This is a genomic window from Agromyces aureus (assembly GCF_001660485.1).
Classification (GTDB): Bacteria; Actinomycetota; Actinomycetes; order Actinomycetales; family Microbacteriaceae; genus Agromyces; species Agromyces aureus.
Genome location: NZ_CP013979.1, coordinates 3,206,389 through 3,222,005, shown reverse-complemented (window position 1 = coordinate 3,222,005; position 15,617 = coordinate 3,206,389). Strand labels below are relative to the sequence as shown.

Annotated in this window: 15 protein-coding genes; 11 read left to right on the top strand and 4 right to left on the bottom strand. The window is 68.9% G+C overall.

From position 1 onward, the window contains the following. Positions 1–145 precede the first annotated feature (145 nt). From ATC03_RS14435 to sdhC, 4 genes are read right to left on the bottom strand one after another with little or no spacing between them, the layout of a single operon-like run. Positions 146–907 carry a succinate dehydrogenase iron-sulfur subunit gene (locus ATC03_RS14435; protein ID WP_067878535.1) on the bottom strand — a complete coding sequence of 254 codons (762 nt, stop codon included), beginning with the start codon at positions 905–907 and terminating at the stop codon, positions 146–148. A gap of 2 nt (positions 908–909) precedes the next feature. Then, positions 910–2,721: a succinate dehydrogenase flavoprotein subunit gene (sdhA, locus tag ATC03_RS14430; protein ID WP_067878532.1), complete on the bottom strand. Its 1,812-nt coding sequence runs from the start codon at positions 2,719–2,721 to the stop codon at positions 910–912. Positions 2,722–2,728: 7 nt separating this feature from the next. Beyond that, positions 2,729–3,175, bottom strand: a complete 447-nt coding sequence (locus tag ATC03_RS14425; RefSeq protein WP_067878530.1) for a succinate dehydrogenase hydrophobic membrane anchor subunit — start codon at positions 3,173–3,175, stop codon at positions 2,729–2,731. Between the two features lie 12 nt (positions 3,176–3,187). Continuing rightward, complete coding sequence (gene sdhC, locus ATC03_RS14420; protein ID WP_074401166.1) at positions 3,188–3,610, bottom strand: succinate dehydrogenase, cytochrome b556 subunit; 423 nt, start codon at positions 3,608–3,610, stop codon at positions 3,188–3,190. A 202-nt stretch (positions 3,611–3,812) separates the two neighbouring features. Between sdhC and ATC03_RS14415 the strand changes: the two genes are divergently transcribed. The 11 genes from ATC03_RS14415 to ATC03_RS14365 all read left to right on the top strand — a co-directional run bounded on the left by ATC03_RS14415 (position 3,813) and on the right by ATC03_RS14365 (position 15,548). Next, positions 3,813–4,937 (top strand): mannose-1-phosphate guanylyltransferase, encoded by a 1,125-nt coding sequence (locus tag ATC03_RS14415; RefSeq protein WP_067878525.1) that lies wholly within the window; start codon positions 3,813–3,815, stop codon positions 4,935–4,937. 67 nt (positions 4,938–5,004) lie between these two features. Further along, positions 5,005–6,060, top strand: coding sequence for a BMP family lipoprotein (locus ATC03_RS14410; RefSeq protein ID WP_067878522.1), 1,056 nt, complete (start codon positions 5,005–5,007; stop codon positions 6,058–6,060). 190 nt (positions 6,061–6,250) lie between these two features. After that, on the top strand, positions 6,251–7,345 hold the full coding sequence (locus tag ATC03_RS14405) for a BMP family lipoprotein (RefSeq protein ID WP_067878520.1): 1,095 nt from the start codon (positions 6,251–6,253) through the stop codon (positions 7,343–7,345). Positions 7,346–7,523: 178 nt separating this feature from the next. Continuing rightward, on the top strand, positions 7,524–9,041 hold the full coding sequence (locus ATC03_RS14400; protein ID WP_067878516.1) for an ABC transporter ATP-binding protein: 1,518 nt from the start codon (positions 7,524–7,526) through the stop codon (positions 9,039–9,041). Further along, a complete protein-coding gene (locus ATC03_RS14395) occupies positions 9,038–10,414 on the top strand; it encodes an ABC transporter permease (protein ID WP_084003522.1) in 1,377 nt (458 codons plus the stop codon). Before ATC03_RS14400 ends, ATC03_RS14395 begins: the two co-directional genes overlap by 4 nt. Then, positions 10,411–11,697: an ABC transporter permease gene (locus tag ATC03_RS14390; RefSeq protein ID WP_067878514.1), complete on the top strand. Its 1,287-nt coding sequence runs from the start codon at positions 10,411–10,413 to the stop codon at positions 11,695–11,697. The genes ATC03_RS14395 and ATC03_RS14390 overlap by 4 nt, the downstream gene beginning before the upstream one ends. 67 nt (positions 11,698–11,764) lie before the next feature. Further along, positions 11,765–12,199: a cytidine deaminase gene (locus ATC03_RS14385; protein WP_067878510.1), complete on the top strand. Its 435-nt coding sequence runs from the start codon at positions 11,765–11,767 to the stop codon at positions 12,197–12,199. Then, on the top strand, positions 12,196–13,497 hold the full coding sequence (locus ATC03_RS14380; protein WP_067878507.1) for a thymidine phosphorylase: 1,302 nt from the start codon (positions 12,196–12,198) through the stop codon (positions 13,495–13,497). Before ATC03_RS14385 ends, ATC03_RS14380 begins: the two co-directional genes overlap by 4 nt. Before the next feature lie 108 nt (positions 13,498–13,605). After that, a complete protein-coding gene (locus ATC03_RS14375; RefSeq protein ID WP_152031079.1) occupies positions 13,606–14,718 on the top strand; it encodes an adenosine deaminase in 1,113 nt (370 codons plus the stop codon). 93 nt (positions 14,719–14,811) lie between these two features. Further along, positions 14,812–15,267: a PTS sugar transporter subunit IIA gene (locus tag ATC03_RS14370; protein ID WP_067878501.1), complete on the top strand. Its 456-nt coding sequence runs from the start codon at positions 14,812–14,814 to the stop codon at positions 15,265–15,267. Then, positions 15,264–15,548: a PTS sugar transporter subunit IIB gene (locus ATC03_RS14365; protein ID WP_067878498.1), complete on the top strand. Its 285-nt coding sequence runs from the start codon at positions 15,264–15,266 to the stop codon at positions 15,546–15,548. Before ATC03_RS14370 ends, ATC03_RS14365 begins: the two co-directional genes overlap by 4 nt. The last annotated feature ends 69 nt before the right edge of the window (positions 15,549–15,617 follow it).

Here is a 15,617-nt window from a genome sequence, read left to right as displayed (position 1 = left end):
AACCCGCCGGGCCGCCGTGACAGGCACCCCGGACGCGAGGGGGAACGCGACCGGGAACGAAGAAGGGCCGATGCGAGGAATCGCATCGGCCCTTCTTCGTGTCACTCGCTCATTCGCCCATCGGGCGAGGTCGCGTGGGGGACCGTCAGGGCTTGCCCCGCATGATCGCCTGCTTGACCTCGGCGATGGCCTTGGTCACCTCGATGCCGCGGGGGCACGCGTCGGTGCAGTTGAAGGTCGTGCGGCAGCGCCATACGCCTTCCTTGTCGTTCAGGATGTCGAGGCGAACGTTCGCCGCATCGTCACGGTCGTCGAAGATGAAGCGGTGCGCGTTGACGATCGCGGCCGGGCCGAAGTACTGTCCGTCGGTCCAGAACACGGGGCACGACGAGGTGCACGCGGCGCAGAGGATGCACTTGGTGGTGTCGTCGAAGATCTCGCGCTTGGCGATCGACTGCACGCGCTCCTTGCCGGACTCGGGCTTCGAGTTCGCGATGAGGAACGGCTGCACCTCGCGGTAGCTCGCGAAGAACGGCTCCATGTCGACGACGAGGTCCTTCTCGAGCGGCAGGCCCTTGATGGCCTCGACGTAGATGGGCTTCGAGATGTCGAGGTCCTTGATGAGGGTCTTGCACGCGAGCCGGTTGCGGCCGTTGATGCGCATCGCGTCGGATCCGCAGATGCCGTGCGCGCACGACCGACGGAACGTGAGCGAACCGTCCTGCTCCCACTTGATCTTGTGCAGGGCGTCGAGCACGCGGTCGGTCGCGTACATCTCGACGTCGAAGTCCTGCCAGCGCGGCTCGGTGTCGACGTCGGGGTCGAACCTGCGGATCAGGAACGTGACGGTGAACGACTGGATGGCGGCTTCAGCGGCCGGCGGCTGCTCGAGCGTGGTGGTGCTCACGATCAGTACTTCCTCTCCATCGGCTGGTATCGGGTGATGGTCACGGGTTTCCAGTCGAGCCGGATGTGGTCGGCCGCATCGGCCGAGTGCGCGTCGCCCGAGAGATAGGCCATCGTGTGCTGCATGAAGTTCTCGTCGTCGCGCTTCGGGAAGTCGTCGCGCATGTGGCCGCCTCGGCTCTCCTGGCGGTTGCGCGCCGAGTAGACGACGACCTCGGCGAGGTCGAGCAGGAACCCGAGCTCGACGGCCTCGAGCAGGTCGGTGTTGAACCGCTTGCCCTTGTCCTGCACGGCGATGTTCTTGTAGCGCTCGCGCAGGCCGGCGATCACGTTCGTGACGTGGGCGAGGGACTCGTCGGTGCGGAACACCTGCGCGTTCTTGTCCATCTCGTCCTGCAGCTCCTTGCGGATCGCCGCGATGCGCTCGGTGCCGTCGGAGTCGCGCAGCAGCTGGAGCATGTCGCGGATGCCGGCGGCGGGGTCTGCGGGCAGCGGCGTGAAGTCGACTCCCGAGTTGACGTACTCGACGGCGTTGCGGCCGGCGCGCTTGCCGAAGACGTTGATGTCGAGCAGCGAGTTGGTGCCGAGGCGGTTGGAGCCGTGCACCGAGACGCACGCGCATTCGCCGGCGGCGTAGAGGCCGGGCACGACGGTGTCGTTGTCGCGCAGCACCTCGGCCGAGACGTTCGTCGGGATGCCGCCCATGGCGTAGTGCGCGGTGGGCATCACGGGAACGGGCTCGTAGACCGGGTCGACGCCCAGGTAGGTACGTGCGAACTCGGTGATGTCGGGGAGCTTCGTCTCGAGCACCTCGGCGCCGAGGTGCGTGCAGTCCAGTAGCACGTAGTCCTTGTGCGGGCCGGCGCCGCGGCCTTCGGCCACTTCCTGCACCATGCAGCGCGCCACGATGTCGCGGGGGGCGAGATCCTTGATGGTGGGGGCGTAGCGCTCCATGAAGCGCTCGCCCGAGGCGTTGCGGAGGATCGCGCCCTCACCGCGGGCGCCCTCGGTGAGGAGGATGCCGAGGCCGGCCAGGCCGGTCGGGTGGAACTGGAAGAACTCCATGTCCTCGAGCGGCAGGCCCTTGCGCCAGATGATGCCGACGCCGTCGCCCGTGAGGGTGTGCGCGTTCGAGGTGGTCTTGTAGATCTTGCCGAAGCCGCCGGTGGCGAAGATGATCGCCTTCGCCTGGAAGACGTGCAGCTCGCCGGAGGCGAGGTCGTACGCGACGACGCCGGAGGGCTGCTGGACGCCGTCGACCTCGGTCATCACGAGGTCGAGCACGTAGTACTCGTTGTAGAACTCGATGCCGAGGCGCACGCAGTTCTGGAACAGCGTCTGGAGGATCATGTGCCCGGTGCGGTCGGCGGCATAGCAGGCACGGCGCACGGGCGCCTTGCCGTGGTCGCGCGTGTGGCCGCCGAAGCGGCGCTGGTCGATCTTGCCCTCGGGCGTGCGGTTGAACGGCAGGCCCATGTTCTCGAGGTCGATGACCGCGTCGATGGCCTCCTTCGCGAGGATCTCGGCCGCGTCCTGGTCGACGAGGTAGTCACCGCCCTTGACGGTGTCGAAGGTGTGCCACTCCCAGCTGTCTTCCTCGACGTTCGCGAGCGCGGCCGCCATGCCGCCCTGCGCGGCTCCGGTGTGGGAGCGCGTCGGGTAGAGCTTGGAGATGACGGCCGTGCGGGCGCCGGGTCCGGCCTCGATCGCCGCGCGCATGCCCGCGCCGCCGGCGCCGACGATGACGATGTCGTACTGGTGGTAGTGGACTCCGTCGACGATCTTCGTCTCGACGTGTTCGCTCTGGGACGTCACGGTTCTCCTAGGCAGCGGGGCAGAACGAGGGAAGCAGGTCGGCGGGGGAGCCTGCGGGGCACGGGTCGAACGTGAACACCACGAGCGTGCCGAGCACGATGAGCACGGTCGCCGCGAGGAACAGCGCGCCCTTCAGCACCTTCTGGGTGGTGCCCGGGTTGGTGTAGTCGTTCACGATGGTGCGCATGCCGTTGGCGCCGTGGATGAGGGCGAGCCAGAGCATCGCGACATCCCACCACTGCCAGAACGGGTCGGCCCACTTGCCGCCCACGAACCCGAAGTCGATGGCCTTGACGCCTTCGCCGACCAGGAGGTTCACGAACAGGTGGCCGAAGATGAGCACGAGCAGCACGACGCCGCTCGCGCGCATGTAGATCCAGCCCCACTTCTCCAGGTTGAGCCCGCGCTTGCGTGCGGGTCGTGCCTGGCTGCGAGGCGCTTCGATGACGGACATGTCGGCGGCTCCTTAGTGGCTGAAGACGTTCATGAGGTGGCGGGGCGTGAAACCGAGCATCGTGATGACCCAGAGGGCGATGACGATGTAGAACAGCAGCTTCTGGTGGCGCGTGGCCCAGGCCCACAGGTCGACGAGGATGATGCGCAGGCCGTTGAAGGCGTGGAACACGATCGCGCCGACGAGGGCGACCTCGCCGAGGCCCATGATGGGCGTCTGGTATGTGCCGATGACGGCGTTGTACGCCTCGGGGCTCACTCGCACCAGCGCGGTGTCGAGGATGTGCACCAGCAGGAAGAAGAAGATGGCGACACCGGTGATCCGGTGCAGTACCCACGACCACATTCCCTCTCGACCGCGATACAGCGTGCCACCAGGCTTCTGCTTCGCCGGCTTCGCGGGTGCGGCCAGGGTTCCTGCCGAGTTCTCTGGCATGAACAACCCTCCCTGGCTGTGTGAATGGCCCTGCGACTTCAGGGCGCGAACAGGCCGAACGGCCCGATGCGATTGTAGTCCCGAGCCCGTCGCGCCGCCGCTAAGGGCTGCCTAACTCTCTCGACGTCGAGATATCGACGTGCGTTTCGGAAGCTGGGGACGGGGAGGACGGATGTCGAGGGCTGCCGGTATCCTCTGAGGCATGTCAACGCGCGCCGAACCCCTCGACGACTTCTACAGCGTGATCCCCGCGGGAGGTGTCGGCTCCCGGCTCTGGCCGCTCTCACGCGCCGACGCCCCGAAGTTCCTGCACGACCTCACGGGTTCGGGGCAGACGCTCCTCAAGGACACCTGGGACCGCCTGGCCCCGCTCTCGGGCGACCAGCGCATCATGGTGGTCACGGGGCGTGCGCATCGCGCCGCGGTCGAGGCGCAGCTGCCCGACCTCGTCGACGAGAACGTCGTGCTCGAGAGCGAGCCGCGCGACTCCACGGCCGCCATCGGCCTCGCCGCCGCGATCCTCGAGCGCCGCGAGCCCGGCATCATCATCGGCTCGTTCGCCGCAGACCACGTCATCTCGGGGGCGGCGCTGTTCCGCTCGGCGGTGGCCGACGCGGTGGCCGCCGCGCGCGCGGGCTACATCGCGACGATCGGCATCACGCCGACCGAGCCCGCGGTGGGCTTCGGGTACATCGAGTGCGGCACCGAGCTCGCGGTCGAGGGCGCCTCGCGAGTCGAGCTCGTGCGGAGCTTCGTCGAGAAGCCAGACCTCGACACCGCGCGCACCTACCTCGACGGCGGGGCGCACCTCTGGAACGCGGGCATGTTCATCGCGAAGGCGTCGACCCTCCTCGAGGAGATCGCCCGCAACAAGCCCGAGCTGCACGCCGGTCTCGTCGAGCTCGCCGAGGCGTGGGACGACACCGCGACCCGCGGGCCGGCGGTCGACCGCATCTGGCCCAAGCTCGAGAAGATCGCGATCGACTACTCGGTCGCCGAGCCCGCGGCCGATGCAGGCCGCCTGGTCGTCGTGCGCGGCCACTTCCAGTGGGACGACGTCGGAGACTTCGCCTCGCTCGCGAAGCTCAACTCCAGCGGGCGCTCGGGCGAACTGGCGATCCTCGGCGAGGGGGCGCGCGTGCTCGCCGACGCCTCCAGCGGCATCGTCGTCAGCCGATCCAACCGCGTCATCAGCCTCATCGGCGTGCAGGACATCGTCGTGGTCGACACGCCCGACGCCCTGCTCGTGACCACGAGCGAGCACGCGCAGCGCGTGAAGGCCGTCGTCGACGCGCTCCGGCTCGGCGGCTCCGGCGACGTGCTGTAACCGCACCGACCGACCGAACGAGATCAGGCGCCGCGAGACGCGGTCGAGAACGCGAAGGAGCACACGGATGTCGCACACGAGGTTCGGATTCGGGATCGCGCTCGTCGCGGCATCCGTCGCCCTGATGGGGTGCCAGGCGGCGCCCGAGAAGACGGAGCCGACCGAGAGCGCCGGCTGCGTGCGCATGGTGACGAACTCGGGCGGACTCGAGGACCGCTCCTTCAACCAGTCGAGCTGGGAGGGGCTGCAGCAGGCCGAGTCGGAATTGGGCGTCGAGGCCGAGGCGATCGTCTCGACCGGCGAGACCGACCTCGCGCCGAACGTCGAGCAGGCCGTGGCCTCCGGCTGCGGGCTCGTCGTGACGGTCGGCTGGGAGCTCGCGGATCCGACGCTCGAGCAGGCCGGGGCGAACCCCGGGACCGCCTTCGCGATCGTCGACGAGACGATCGAGGCCGAGAACGTCAAGCCCGTCGTGTTCGACACCGCGCAGGCCTCGTACCTCGCGGGGTACCTCGCGGCCGGCGTGACGAAGACGGGCGTCGTCGCGACCTTCGGCGGCGGCAACCAGCCTCCGGTGACACTCTTCATGGACGGCTTCGTCGACGGTGTCGCGAAGTACAACGAGGTGCACGGCACGAGCGTTCGTGCGCTCGGGTGGAGTAAAGAGACGCAGGACGGCGCGTTCACCGGCGACTTCGAAGACGTGAACAAGGGCAAGACGCTGACCGACGGGTTCATCGACCAGGGCGCCGACGTGATCCTGCCCGTCGCCGGGCAAGTGGGCGAGGGAGCCGCGGCGGCCGCGGTCGAGCGCGGCGGCGTCTCGGTGATCTGGGTCGACAGCGACGGCTACGAGACGCTCTCGGCGTCGTTCCGACCGGTGATCCTCACCAGCGTGCTGAAGAACACGCAGGACGCGATGGTGCAGATCGTCGACGAGGTGCAGCAGGGCGCGTTCACGAACGAGCCCTACGTCGGCACGCTCGAGAACGGCGGGGTGGAGATCGCGCCGTACCACGACCTCGCGACGCTCGTCTCACCCGAGCTCGACGGCGAGATCGAGGGTCTTCGGCAGGCGATCATCTCCGGGGAGATCGTCGTGGAGTCGCCGAGCGCGCCCTGATCCGGTGGCCCCGGGCGGTGCCGACCCCCGCGCGGGGGAGGCGGCCCGTGCTCATATGAGCAGAATGTCGCGTCTTCATAACCATTGGATGTCGCGTCCGCAAAGTGATGGGGCGGTGCGCGCAACATTCGGTAACGTGTGCCCACAGCCCCCGCTCTCTCGTCTCGGGGCGCACTATTTGGAGGACACAGTGAAGGTCACGACCAAGAAGGCCGGATTCGCCGGCCTCGCGCTGCTCGGCAGCGTCGTACTGCTCGCCGGCTGCGCGTCCGCTCCCGAGGATTCGGGCAGTGGCGACGGTGGCGAGGCCATCGACTTCCAGCCCTGCATGGTGTCCGACTCCGGCGGGTTCGACGACAAGTCGTTCAACCAGCTCGGCTTCGAGGGCGCCACCAAGGCCGCCGACGAACTGGGCGTCGAGCTCAAGTCCGTCCAGTCCGAGGCCGAGACCGACTACGCACCGAACCTGACGAACCTCGTCGACCAGGGCTGCGACCTCATCGTCACCGTCGGCTTCGCCCTCTCGGCCGCCACGGTCGAATCCGCGCTCGCGAACCCCGACGTCGAGTACGTCATCATCGACGACGCGGCCGACAACGACTTCGACGGCACGGTCGACGCCGAGAACATCAAGCCGATCCTCTTCGACACGGCCCAGGCCGCGTTCCTCGCCGGTTACGCGGCTGCCGCGTACAGCCAGACCGGCGTCGTCGGCACCTTCGGCGGCATGAACTTCCCGACCGTCTCGATCTTCATGGACGGCTTCAAGCAGGGCGTCGACTACCACAACACCGAGGCCGGCACCGACGTCAAGGTCCTCGGCTGGGACGGCACCGACGGCCTCTTCACGGGTGGCTTCGAGGCCAACGACACCGCGCGCAACACGGCGCAGGGCCTCATCGACCAGAACGTCGACGTGCTCCTGCCCGTCGGTGGCCCGATCTACCAGTCGGCTGCTGCGGCGATCCGCGACTCCGGCAAGGACATCGCGATGATCGGCGTCGACGCCGACTTCACCGAGACCGACCCGTCGGTCGCCGACCTCATGCTCACCTCGATCCTCAAGGGCATCGACGTCGGCACGTACGACGCCGTGCTCGCAGCGGGCAACGGCGAGTTCGACCCGACCGCGTTCATCGGCACGCTCGAGAACGAGGGCGTCGGCATCGCGCCGTTCCACGACTTCGAGTCGAAGGTACCGGCCGACCTCCAGGGCCAGCTCGACGAGCTGAAGGCCGCGATCATCTCCGGTGACGTCGAGGTCAAGTCCTACCTCTCGAAGTAATCCACGGCATGCGCAGCGGGGAGGTCGGCTTCGGCCGGCCTCCCCGATTGCGCGTTCACCGGGCGCTGCAGATGCGCACGTTCGGCCCTTCGGCCAACACGTGAGCACGCGGCATCCGCCCGCTCCGACATCCGAGCGCCATCTGCTGCAGATGCGCCATCTTCACTAGGATCAGGACATGAAGCTCGAACTGCGCGGCATCACGAAGCGCTTCGGCAGCTTGGTCGCGAACGACCACATCGACCTCACCGTCGAGGCAGGGGAGATCCACTGCCTGCTCGGGGAGAACGGCGCCGGAAAATCCACTCTCATGAACGTGCTCTACGGCCTCTACCAGGCCGATGAGGGCGAGGTGCTCCTCGACGACGAGGTGCAGCACTTCGCCGGCCCGGGCGACGCCATGGCGGCCGGCATCGGCATGGTGCACCAGCACTTCATGCTGATCCCCGTGTTCACGGTCGCCGAGAACGTCATGCTCGGCCACGAGTCGACCAAGGTCGGCGGCCTCCTCGACCTGGCGAGCGCTCGCGCGAAGGTGCGCGAGATCTCCGAACGGTTCGGGTTCGACGTCGACCCCGACGCGCTCGTCGACGACCTGCCGGTCGGCGTGCAGCAACGCGTCGAGATCATCAAGGCCCTCTCGCGCGACGCCCGCGTGCTCGTCTTCGACGAGCCCACCGCGGTGCTCACGCCGCAGGAGACCGACGAGCTCATGGGCATCATGCGCCAGCTCAAGGAGAGCGGCACGTCGATCGTCTTCATCACGCACAAGCTGCGAGAGGTGCGCGAGGTCGCCGACCGCATCACGGTGATCCGCCTCGGCAAGGTCGTGGGCGAAGCCTCGCCCACCGCCTCGAACGCCGAGCTCGCGTCGCTCATGGTCGGCCGTGCCGTCGAGCTGACCGTGCACAAGGAGGCGCCCACGCTCGGCGAGGACGCGCTCGTCGTCCAGGGCCTGACGGTCATCGACCACATCGGACAGCTCGTCGTCAACGATGTCAGCTTCACCGTGCGCCGCGGCGAGATTCTCGCCGTGGCCGGCGTGCAGGGCAACGGGCAGACCGAGCTCACCGAGGCGCTCCTCGGCCTGCAGCCGCGCGTCGAGGGGTCGATCGCGATCGACGGCATCGAGCTGAGATCCGCGAGCCCGCGCCGCATCCTCGATGCCGGTGTCGGGTTCGTGCCCGAGGACCGCAACGAAGACGGCCTCGTCGGCGAGTTCACGATCACCGAGAACCTCATGCTCGACCGCAGCAACGGTGCGCCGTTCGTGCGGGCGGGCAACATCCAGCGCGGCGCACTCGAGCAGTTCGCGCGCGAGAAGGTCGCCGAGTTCGACGTGCGCACGCAGGGCATCGACTCCAAGGTGCGCCAGCTCTCGGGCGGCAACCAGCAGAAGGTCGTGCTCGCACGCGAGCTCAGCCGCGAACTGCGCCTGCTCGTGGCCGCGCAACCGACCCGCGGCGTCGACGTCGGGTCGATCGAGTTCATCCACAAGCGCATCGTCGAGACCCGCGACTCGGGCGTGCCCGTCGTCGTCGTGTCGACCGAGCTCGACGAGGTCGCCGCCCTCGCCGACCGCATCATGGTCATGTACCGGGGCCGCATCGTCGGCATCGTGCCCGGAAACACCCCCCGCGACGTGCTCGGCCTGATGATGGCCGGAGAGGTCCCCACCGAAGGAGCCGCCGCATGAGCGACCCCCGCGAACCCGAAGTCGGCGGAGCCGACTCCCGCGAGCCCGTTCCCCGCGAACGCGACGCCGATGTCGCGATCGAGGAGCCCGGTGCCGTCGCGCCCGCGCCCGCGACCACGACCACGACCACGGCCACGAGGGCCGCGGAGCCCGAGGTCGAGCCGCCGTCGCGCTGGCACACGATGCTGCACCAGATCGCCACCGGCAACGCGATCATCTCGGTGCTCGCCGTGCTCCTCGCGCTCATCGTCGGCGCGATCATGATCGCCTTCACCGACGAGAACGTGCAGAAGGCGAGCGTGTACTTCTTCGCCCGCCCTGGCGACACCGTCGTCGCGGTCTGGCAGTCGGTCTCCGGCGCGTACACCGCGCTCTTCCAGGGCTCGGTCTACAACTTCAACCGCGACACGTTCGCGGCCGGCATCCGCCCGCTGACCGAGACCCTGACGTTCGCGACGCCGCTCATCGCGGGCGGTCTCGGCGTCGGGCTCGCGTTCCGGGTCGGCATGTTCAACATCGGCGGCCGCGGCCAGATGCTCATCGCAGCGTCGGTGGCCGGCTGGATCGGCTTCGGCTTCGACCTGCCGTGGGGCCTGCACATGCTCGTCGCGCTCGTCGGCGGCCTGCTCGGCGGCGCACTCTGGGCCGGCATCGCGGGCCTCCTGAAGGCCCGTACCGGGGCGCACGAGGTGATCGTCACGATCATGCTGAACTACGTCGCCTTCTACCTCGTGTCCTGGATGCTGCGCACCCCCGGCCTGCTGCAGGCCCCGGGTTCGAGCAACCCGAAGACGCCGGCCATGAAGGAGACCGCGATCTTCCCGGCCCTGCTCGGTCCGCAGTACAACCTGCACTTCGGCTTCATCCTCGTGGTCGGCGCGACCGTGCTCGTCTGGTGGATCCTCAGCCGCTCGAGCCTCGGCTTCAAGTTCCGCGCCGTCGGCGAGAACCCGAACGCGGCGCGCGTGGCCGGCATCAACGTGAAGTCGATGTACGTGTACGCGATGCTCATCGCGGGTGCGCTGCTCGGTCTCGCGGGCGTCAGCCAGGTGCTCGGCACCGTCACGACGGGCTTCACGGCCGGCATCGACGCGGGCATCGGCTTCGACGCGATCACGGTCGCGCTGCTCGGGCGCTCGACGCCATGGGGCATCTTCGTCGCCGGCATCCTGTTCGGCGCGTTCAAGGCGGGCGGCTTCTCGATGCAGGCCGCCGAGGGCGTTCCGGTCGAGATCGTGCTCGTCGTGCAGTCCCTCATCGTGCTCTTCATCGCCGCGCCGCCGCTCGTGCGCACGATCTTCCGCCTGCCCGACCCGTCACGAGCCGCCAAGCGACCTCGTCCGATCGTCACGAAGGAGGTGAAGGCGAAGTGAGCACGACCGTTCAGCAGACGCCTGCATCCGACGTCCCCGCCCTCGCGACGACCGTCGTCACGAGCTGGAAGGCACCCATCGCCTTCGCCGCGTTCACGCTCATCGCCCTCCTGCTCGCGGTGTTCGCGCCGCGAGAGGGCGAGACCGGGTTCCGCCTCTCCGAGGCGAAGGACGTCATCCAGCTCACCACGATCACCACGCCGACGATGCCCACCCTGTGGATCGTGATCGTGCTGCTCGCCCTCGCGACCGCGTACTCCGCGTTCATCGTCCGGTCGAAGCGCCGCGTGCCGCTCTGGCTCATCGTCGTCTTCGCGGTGCTGTTCATGGTCGGCTTCCTCACGTGGGCGGCCGCAGGCGCCACGATCCCCGTGGTCGGGCTGCTCTTCGGCTCGTTGAGCCTCGCCGTGCCGCTCATCTTCGGTTCGCTCTCGGGCGTCCTCTCCGAGCGTGTCGGCGTAATCAACATCGCGATCGAGGGCCAGTTGCTCGCCGGCGCGTTCACGTCGGCGCTCGTCGCGAGCCTCACGGGGCTGCCGATCATCGGCCTGTTCGCCGCCATGGTGGCCGGCATGCTCGTGTCCTTCGTGCTCGCGGCGTTCTCGATCAAGTACTTCGTCGACCAGGTCATCGTCGGTGTCGTGCTGAACGTGCTCGTCACGGGCCTCACGAGCTTCTTCTACTCGCAGGTGCTCGTGCCGAACGCCGCGCAGCTGAACACGCCGCCGCGCTTCGACCGGCTGCCGATCCCGGTGCTGAGCGACATCCCGATCATCGGGCCCGTCCTCTTCCGCCAGACGCTCGTCGTCTACCTCATGTACGCGGCCGTCGCACTCGTCTACATCGGCCTCTTCCACACCAAGTGGGGCCTGCGCCTGCGCGCGGTCGGCGAGCACCCCCAGGCCGCCGACACCGTCGGCATCAAGGTCAATCGCACCCGGTTCTGGAATGTGGCCCTCGCGGGCGCGATCGCCGGCCTCGGCGGCACGTTCTTCACCATCGGGTCCGGCATCGCGTTCAACAAGGAGATGACGGCCGGCGCCGGCTTCATCGCGCTCGCGGCCGTGATCTTCGGCCAGTGGGATCCGATCAAGGCGACGTTCGCCGCGCTGCTCTTCGGCTTCGCCTCGAACCTGCAGAACACGCTCGCGGTCATCGGGTCGCCCGTGCCGAGCGAGTTCATGCTCATGCTCCCGTACGTCGTGACGATCTTCGCCGTGGCCGGGCTCGTGGGCAAGGTGCGCGGGCCGGCCGCTGCCGGCAAGCCGTACATCAAGTCCTGACCTCGTGCGCGCCGATGCCGGCGCGCACGAGCACGGCAGAACACCCATCCACGAACGGGGGAGCACCATGACCGCAACGGATGCGATCGACTGGACCGATCTTCGCGAGCGCGCGCGCGAAGCCATGGCGAAGGCCTACGTGCCGTACTCCGAGTTTCCTGTGGGAGCCGCGGCCGTCGTCGACGACGGCCGCATCGTGAGCGGCTGCAACGTCGAGAACGCCTCGTACGGCGTGACGCTCTGCGCCGAGTGCTCGCTCGTGTCGGCACTCATCATGTCGGGCGGCGGGCGTCTCGTGGCATTCTCGTGCGTCGACGGGCACGGCAACGTGCTCATGCCGTGCGGGCGCTGCCGTCAGCTGCTCTACGAGCACTCGACCGAGGGGATGCTGCTCGAGACCGTCTCGGGCATCAAGACCATCGACGAGGTGCTGCCCGACGCGTTCGGACCGAGGCAGCTCGCGGAATTCAAGGGCATCGAGTACAAGGGAGCAGGAGCATGAGCGGCATCGAGGCGTTCGACGCGGTCGACCTGATCCGGGCGAAGCGCGACGGACACGAACTCGACACGCCCGAGATCGGGTGGCTCGTCGACGCGTACACGCGCGGCTACGTGGCCGACGAGCAGATGTCGGCCATGACGATGGCGATCTTCCTGAACGGCATGAGCCGTCGCGAGATCCGCGACCTCACCATGGCGATGATCGCCTCCGGCGAGCGCATGGACTTCGGCGGACTCGGCAAGCCGACCTCCGACAAGCACTCCACCGGCGGCGTCGGCGACAAGATCACCCTGCCCCTCATGCCGCTGGTCGCGAGCTTCGGCGTCGCGGTGCCCCAGCTCTCGGGTCGCGGGCTCGGGCACACGGGCGGCACGCTCGACAAGCTCGAGTCGATTCCGGGCTGGCGTGCCGACCTCACGAACGAGGAGATGTTCGCGCAGCTCCGCGAGGTCGGCGGCGTCATCTGCGCCGCCGGCTCGGGTCTGGCGCCTGCCGACAAGAAGCTCTACGCACTCCGCGACATCACGGGCACCGTCGAGGCGATCCCGCTCATCGCGAGCTCGATCATGTCGAAGAAGATCGCCGAGGGCACGGGCGCGCTCGTACTCGACGTGAAGTTCGGCTCCGGCGCGTTCCTCCAGGACATCGACCGATCGCGCGAGCTCGCCCGCACGATGGTCGAGCTCGGCGAGGACGCCGGCGTCGCCACCTCCGCCCTCATCACGAACATGAACGTGCCCCTCGGGCTCACGATCGGCAACGCCAACGAGGTGCGGGAGTCGGTCGAGGTGCTCGCCGGCGGAGGGCCGGCCGATGTGCGCGAACTGACCATCGCCCTCGCGCGCGAGATGCTCGAGCTCGCCGGCGTGCGCGACGCCGATGTCGAGGCCGCGCTCGACGACGGGCGCGCGATGGACTCCTGGCGGGCCTTCGTCGTCGCACAGGGTGGCGACCCCGACGCCGCCATGCCGGTCGCGAAGGAGACCCATACCGTGGTCGCCGAGCGCGACGGCGTGCTGGTCGAACAGCAGGCGCTGCCCTTCGGCATCGCGGCCTGGCGCCTCGGCGCCGGCCGAGCGCGCAAGGAGGACCCCGTGCACCACGCGGCCGGCATCGACCTGCACGCGAAGCCGGGCGACGTGGTGCGCAAGGGCGAGCCGCTGTTCACGCTCCTCGCCGACGAGCCCGCCCGTTTCGCGCGCGCGCTCGATGCGGTCGAGGGTGCCTACCGCATCGGCGAGCCCGGTGAACCGGTCCTCGACGGCGGCCCGCTCATCGCCGACCGCATCACGCGCTGACTCCACGGCGTCCGCCGGCGGTGAACGTCGGCGGACCTCGGGGCGGCTAGCTTCGAGATTGCCGAGACTTCGCGGCGGCCTCGCCGCTATCGTGGACTCGTGAACACGATTCCGACGGAGTACCGGCTCGAGGGCGACGGCGCGAACATCCAGGCATTGCCCAAGGTGTCGCTGCACGACCACCTCGACGGCGGCCTGCGCCCGCAGACCATCATCGAGCTCGCCGACGCCGCAGGCGTCGACGTTCCCGTCCACGACGACGACGAACTCGGTTCGTGGTTCGCCGAGAAGGCCGATTCGGGTTCGCTCGTCGAGTACCTGAAGACGTTCGACCTCACGACGGCCGTCATGCAGACGAGCGAGGGACTCACCAGGGTGGCCCGCGAGTTCGTGCAGGACCTCGCCGCCGACGGCGTCGTCTACGGCGAGATCCGGTGGGCGCCCGAGCAGCACCTCGCGCGGGGACTGAGCCTCGACGCGGTGGTCGAGGCGGTCCAGACGGGCCTCGACGAGGGCATCGACGATGCCCGCAACCAGGGTCACGCCATCCGCACGGGCCAGCTCATCACGGCCATGCGGCACGCCGACCGCGGCCTCGAGATCGCCGAGCTCGCGGTGCGCCACCGCGACCGCGGCGTCGTCGGGTTCGACATCGCCGGCGCCGAGGCGGGCTTCCCGGCGAGCCGTCACCGTACGGCCTTCGACTTCCTGGCCGGTCAGTACCTGCCCGTCACCGTGCACGCGGGCGAGGCCGACGGCCTCGAGTCGATCCGCAGCGCGCTCTTCGACGGCCGCGCCCTCCGACTGGGTCACGGCGTGCGCCTCGCCGAAGACCTCACGATCGAGCGTCAGGACGACGAGAACACCTACGTCTCGCTCGGCCCGATCGCCCAGTGGGTGCGCGACCGCGAGATCGCGCTCGAACTGAGCCCGTCGTCCAACCTGCAGACGGGGGCGATCGAGGCGTGGGGCGACGAGCTCATCGACCACCCGTTCGACCTGCTCTACCAGCTGGGCTTCCGGGTCACGGTCAACACCGACAACCGCCTGCAGTCGGCCACGAGCCTCACGCGCGAACTCGCGTTGCTCGCCGACGCCTTCGGCTACGACCTCGACGACTTCGAGACGTTCCAGCTGAACGCGGCGGCGGCGACCTTCCTTCCGCTCGACGACCGCGAGGAGCTCGCCGAGGTCATCCGCGAGGGCTTCGACGAAGCCTGACCGGATGCCGCGGCGCACGCCCGAGCCGACGCCCAGTGCACTCCCGAACCTCGAGCCACCGCGCGATCCCGTGCTGAAACGGAACGACCAGACATGACCACGACACTGCCTGACACGGCGGTCGTCCTCGGTGCCGACGTCCCCGACTGGCGCGCTGCGGTGCGAGAGTCCGGTCGCGCGCTCACGCGCGCCGAGGTCGCCGAGCCCGAGTACACCGAACGCATGATCGGCGTGATCGAGGAATTCGGGGCGTACGTGGTCATCGCGCCGGGCCTCGCGCTCGCGCACGCCCGCCCTGGGCCCGACGTGCTCGGTGAGGGGCTCTCGGTCGTCACACTCGCGACCCCGGTCGACTTCGGACATCCGCACAACGACCCCGTGCGCGTCGTGATCGGCCTGGCGGTCGCCAACGCCGAGGAGCACGTGGCCTCCGTCGCCCGCCTCGCCAACGTCTTCAACGACCTGGGCGTCATCGACCGTCTCGCGCAGGCGAGCGACGCCGACGAGGTGCGCCGACTGCTCGGCGTGCCCGAGGGCACCGGCGCATGAGGATCATCGCGGTCTGCGGCGAGGGCATCGGCACCTCGGCCATCCTGAAGGTGAACGCCGAGCGGGCACTCGACCGGCTCGGCCTGCGGGCGACGGTCGACGCGAGCGACCTCGCTTCGGTGGCGGCGGCCGCAGCCGACGCCCAGGTCGTGCTCACGTCGACCGAGCTCGCCGCCGACGTGCGCGCGAAGCTCGGGCGATCGTTCGCCGAGATCATCGAGATCGTGAACTACTTCGACGTCGAGGAGATCGGCTCGAAGCTCGAGCGCTCGCTCGGTTGACCGCTGGCCTGCTGAGCACGTCGCCACCGCAGGTCGGGCCGCCCGCATCGCGAACGGCCCGACCCGCTG

Excerpts from the sequence above, each read along its gene's own strand:
- ATC03_RS14425 (WP_067878530.1), bottom strand. The coding sequence starts at position 3,175 with ATGTCCGTCATCGAAGCGCCTCGCAGCCAGGCACGACCCGCACGCAAG.
- sdhC (WP_074401166.1), bottom strand. The coding sequence starts at position 3,610 with ATGCCAGAGAACTCGGCAGGAACCCTGGCCGCACCCGCGAAGCCGGCG.
- ATC03_RS14415 (WP_067878525.1), top strand. The coding sequence starts at position 3,813 with ATGTCAACGCGCGCCGAACCCCTCGACGACTTCTACAGCGTGATCCCC.
- ATC03_RS14410 (WP_067878522.1), top strand. The coding sequence starts at position 5,005 with ATGTCGCACACGAGGTTCGGATTCGGGATCGCGCTCGTCGCGGCATCC.
- ATC03_RS14400 (WP_067878516.1), top strand. The coding sequence starts at position 7,524 with ATGAAGCTCGAACTGCGCGGCATCACGAAGCGCTTCGGCAGCTTGGTC.
- ATC03_RS14395 (WP_084003522.1), top strand. The coding sequence starts at position 9,038 with ATGAGCGACCCCCGCGAACCCGAAGTCGGCGGAGCCGACTCCCGCGAG.
- ATC03_RS14385 (WP_067878510.1), top strand. The coding sequence starts at position 11,765 with ATGACCGCAACGGATGCGATCGACTGGACCGATCTTCGCGAGCGCGCG.
- ATC03_RS14380 (WP_067878507.1), top strand. The coding sequence starts at position 12,196 with ATGAGCGGCATCGAGGCGTTCGACGCGGTCGACCTGATCCGGGCGAAG.
- ATC03_RS14370 (WP_067878501.1), top strand. The coding sequence starts at position 14,812 with ATGACCACGACACTGCCTGACACGGCGGTCGTCCTCGGTGCCGACGTC.
- ATC03_RS14365 (WP_067878498.1), top strand. The coding sequence starts at position 15,264 with ATGAGGATCATCGCGGTCTGCGGCGAGGGCATCGGCACCTCGGCCATC.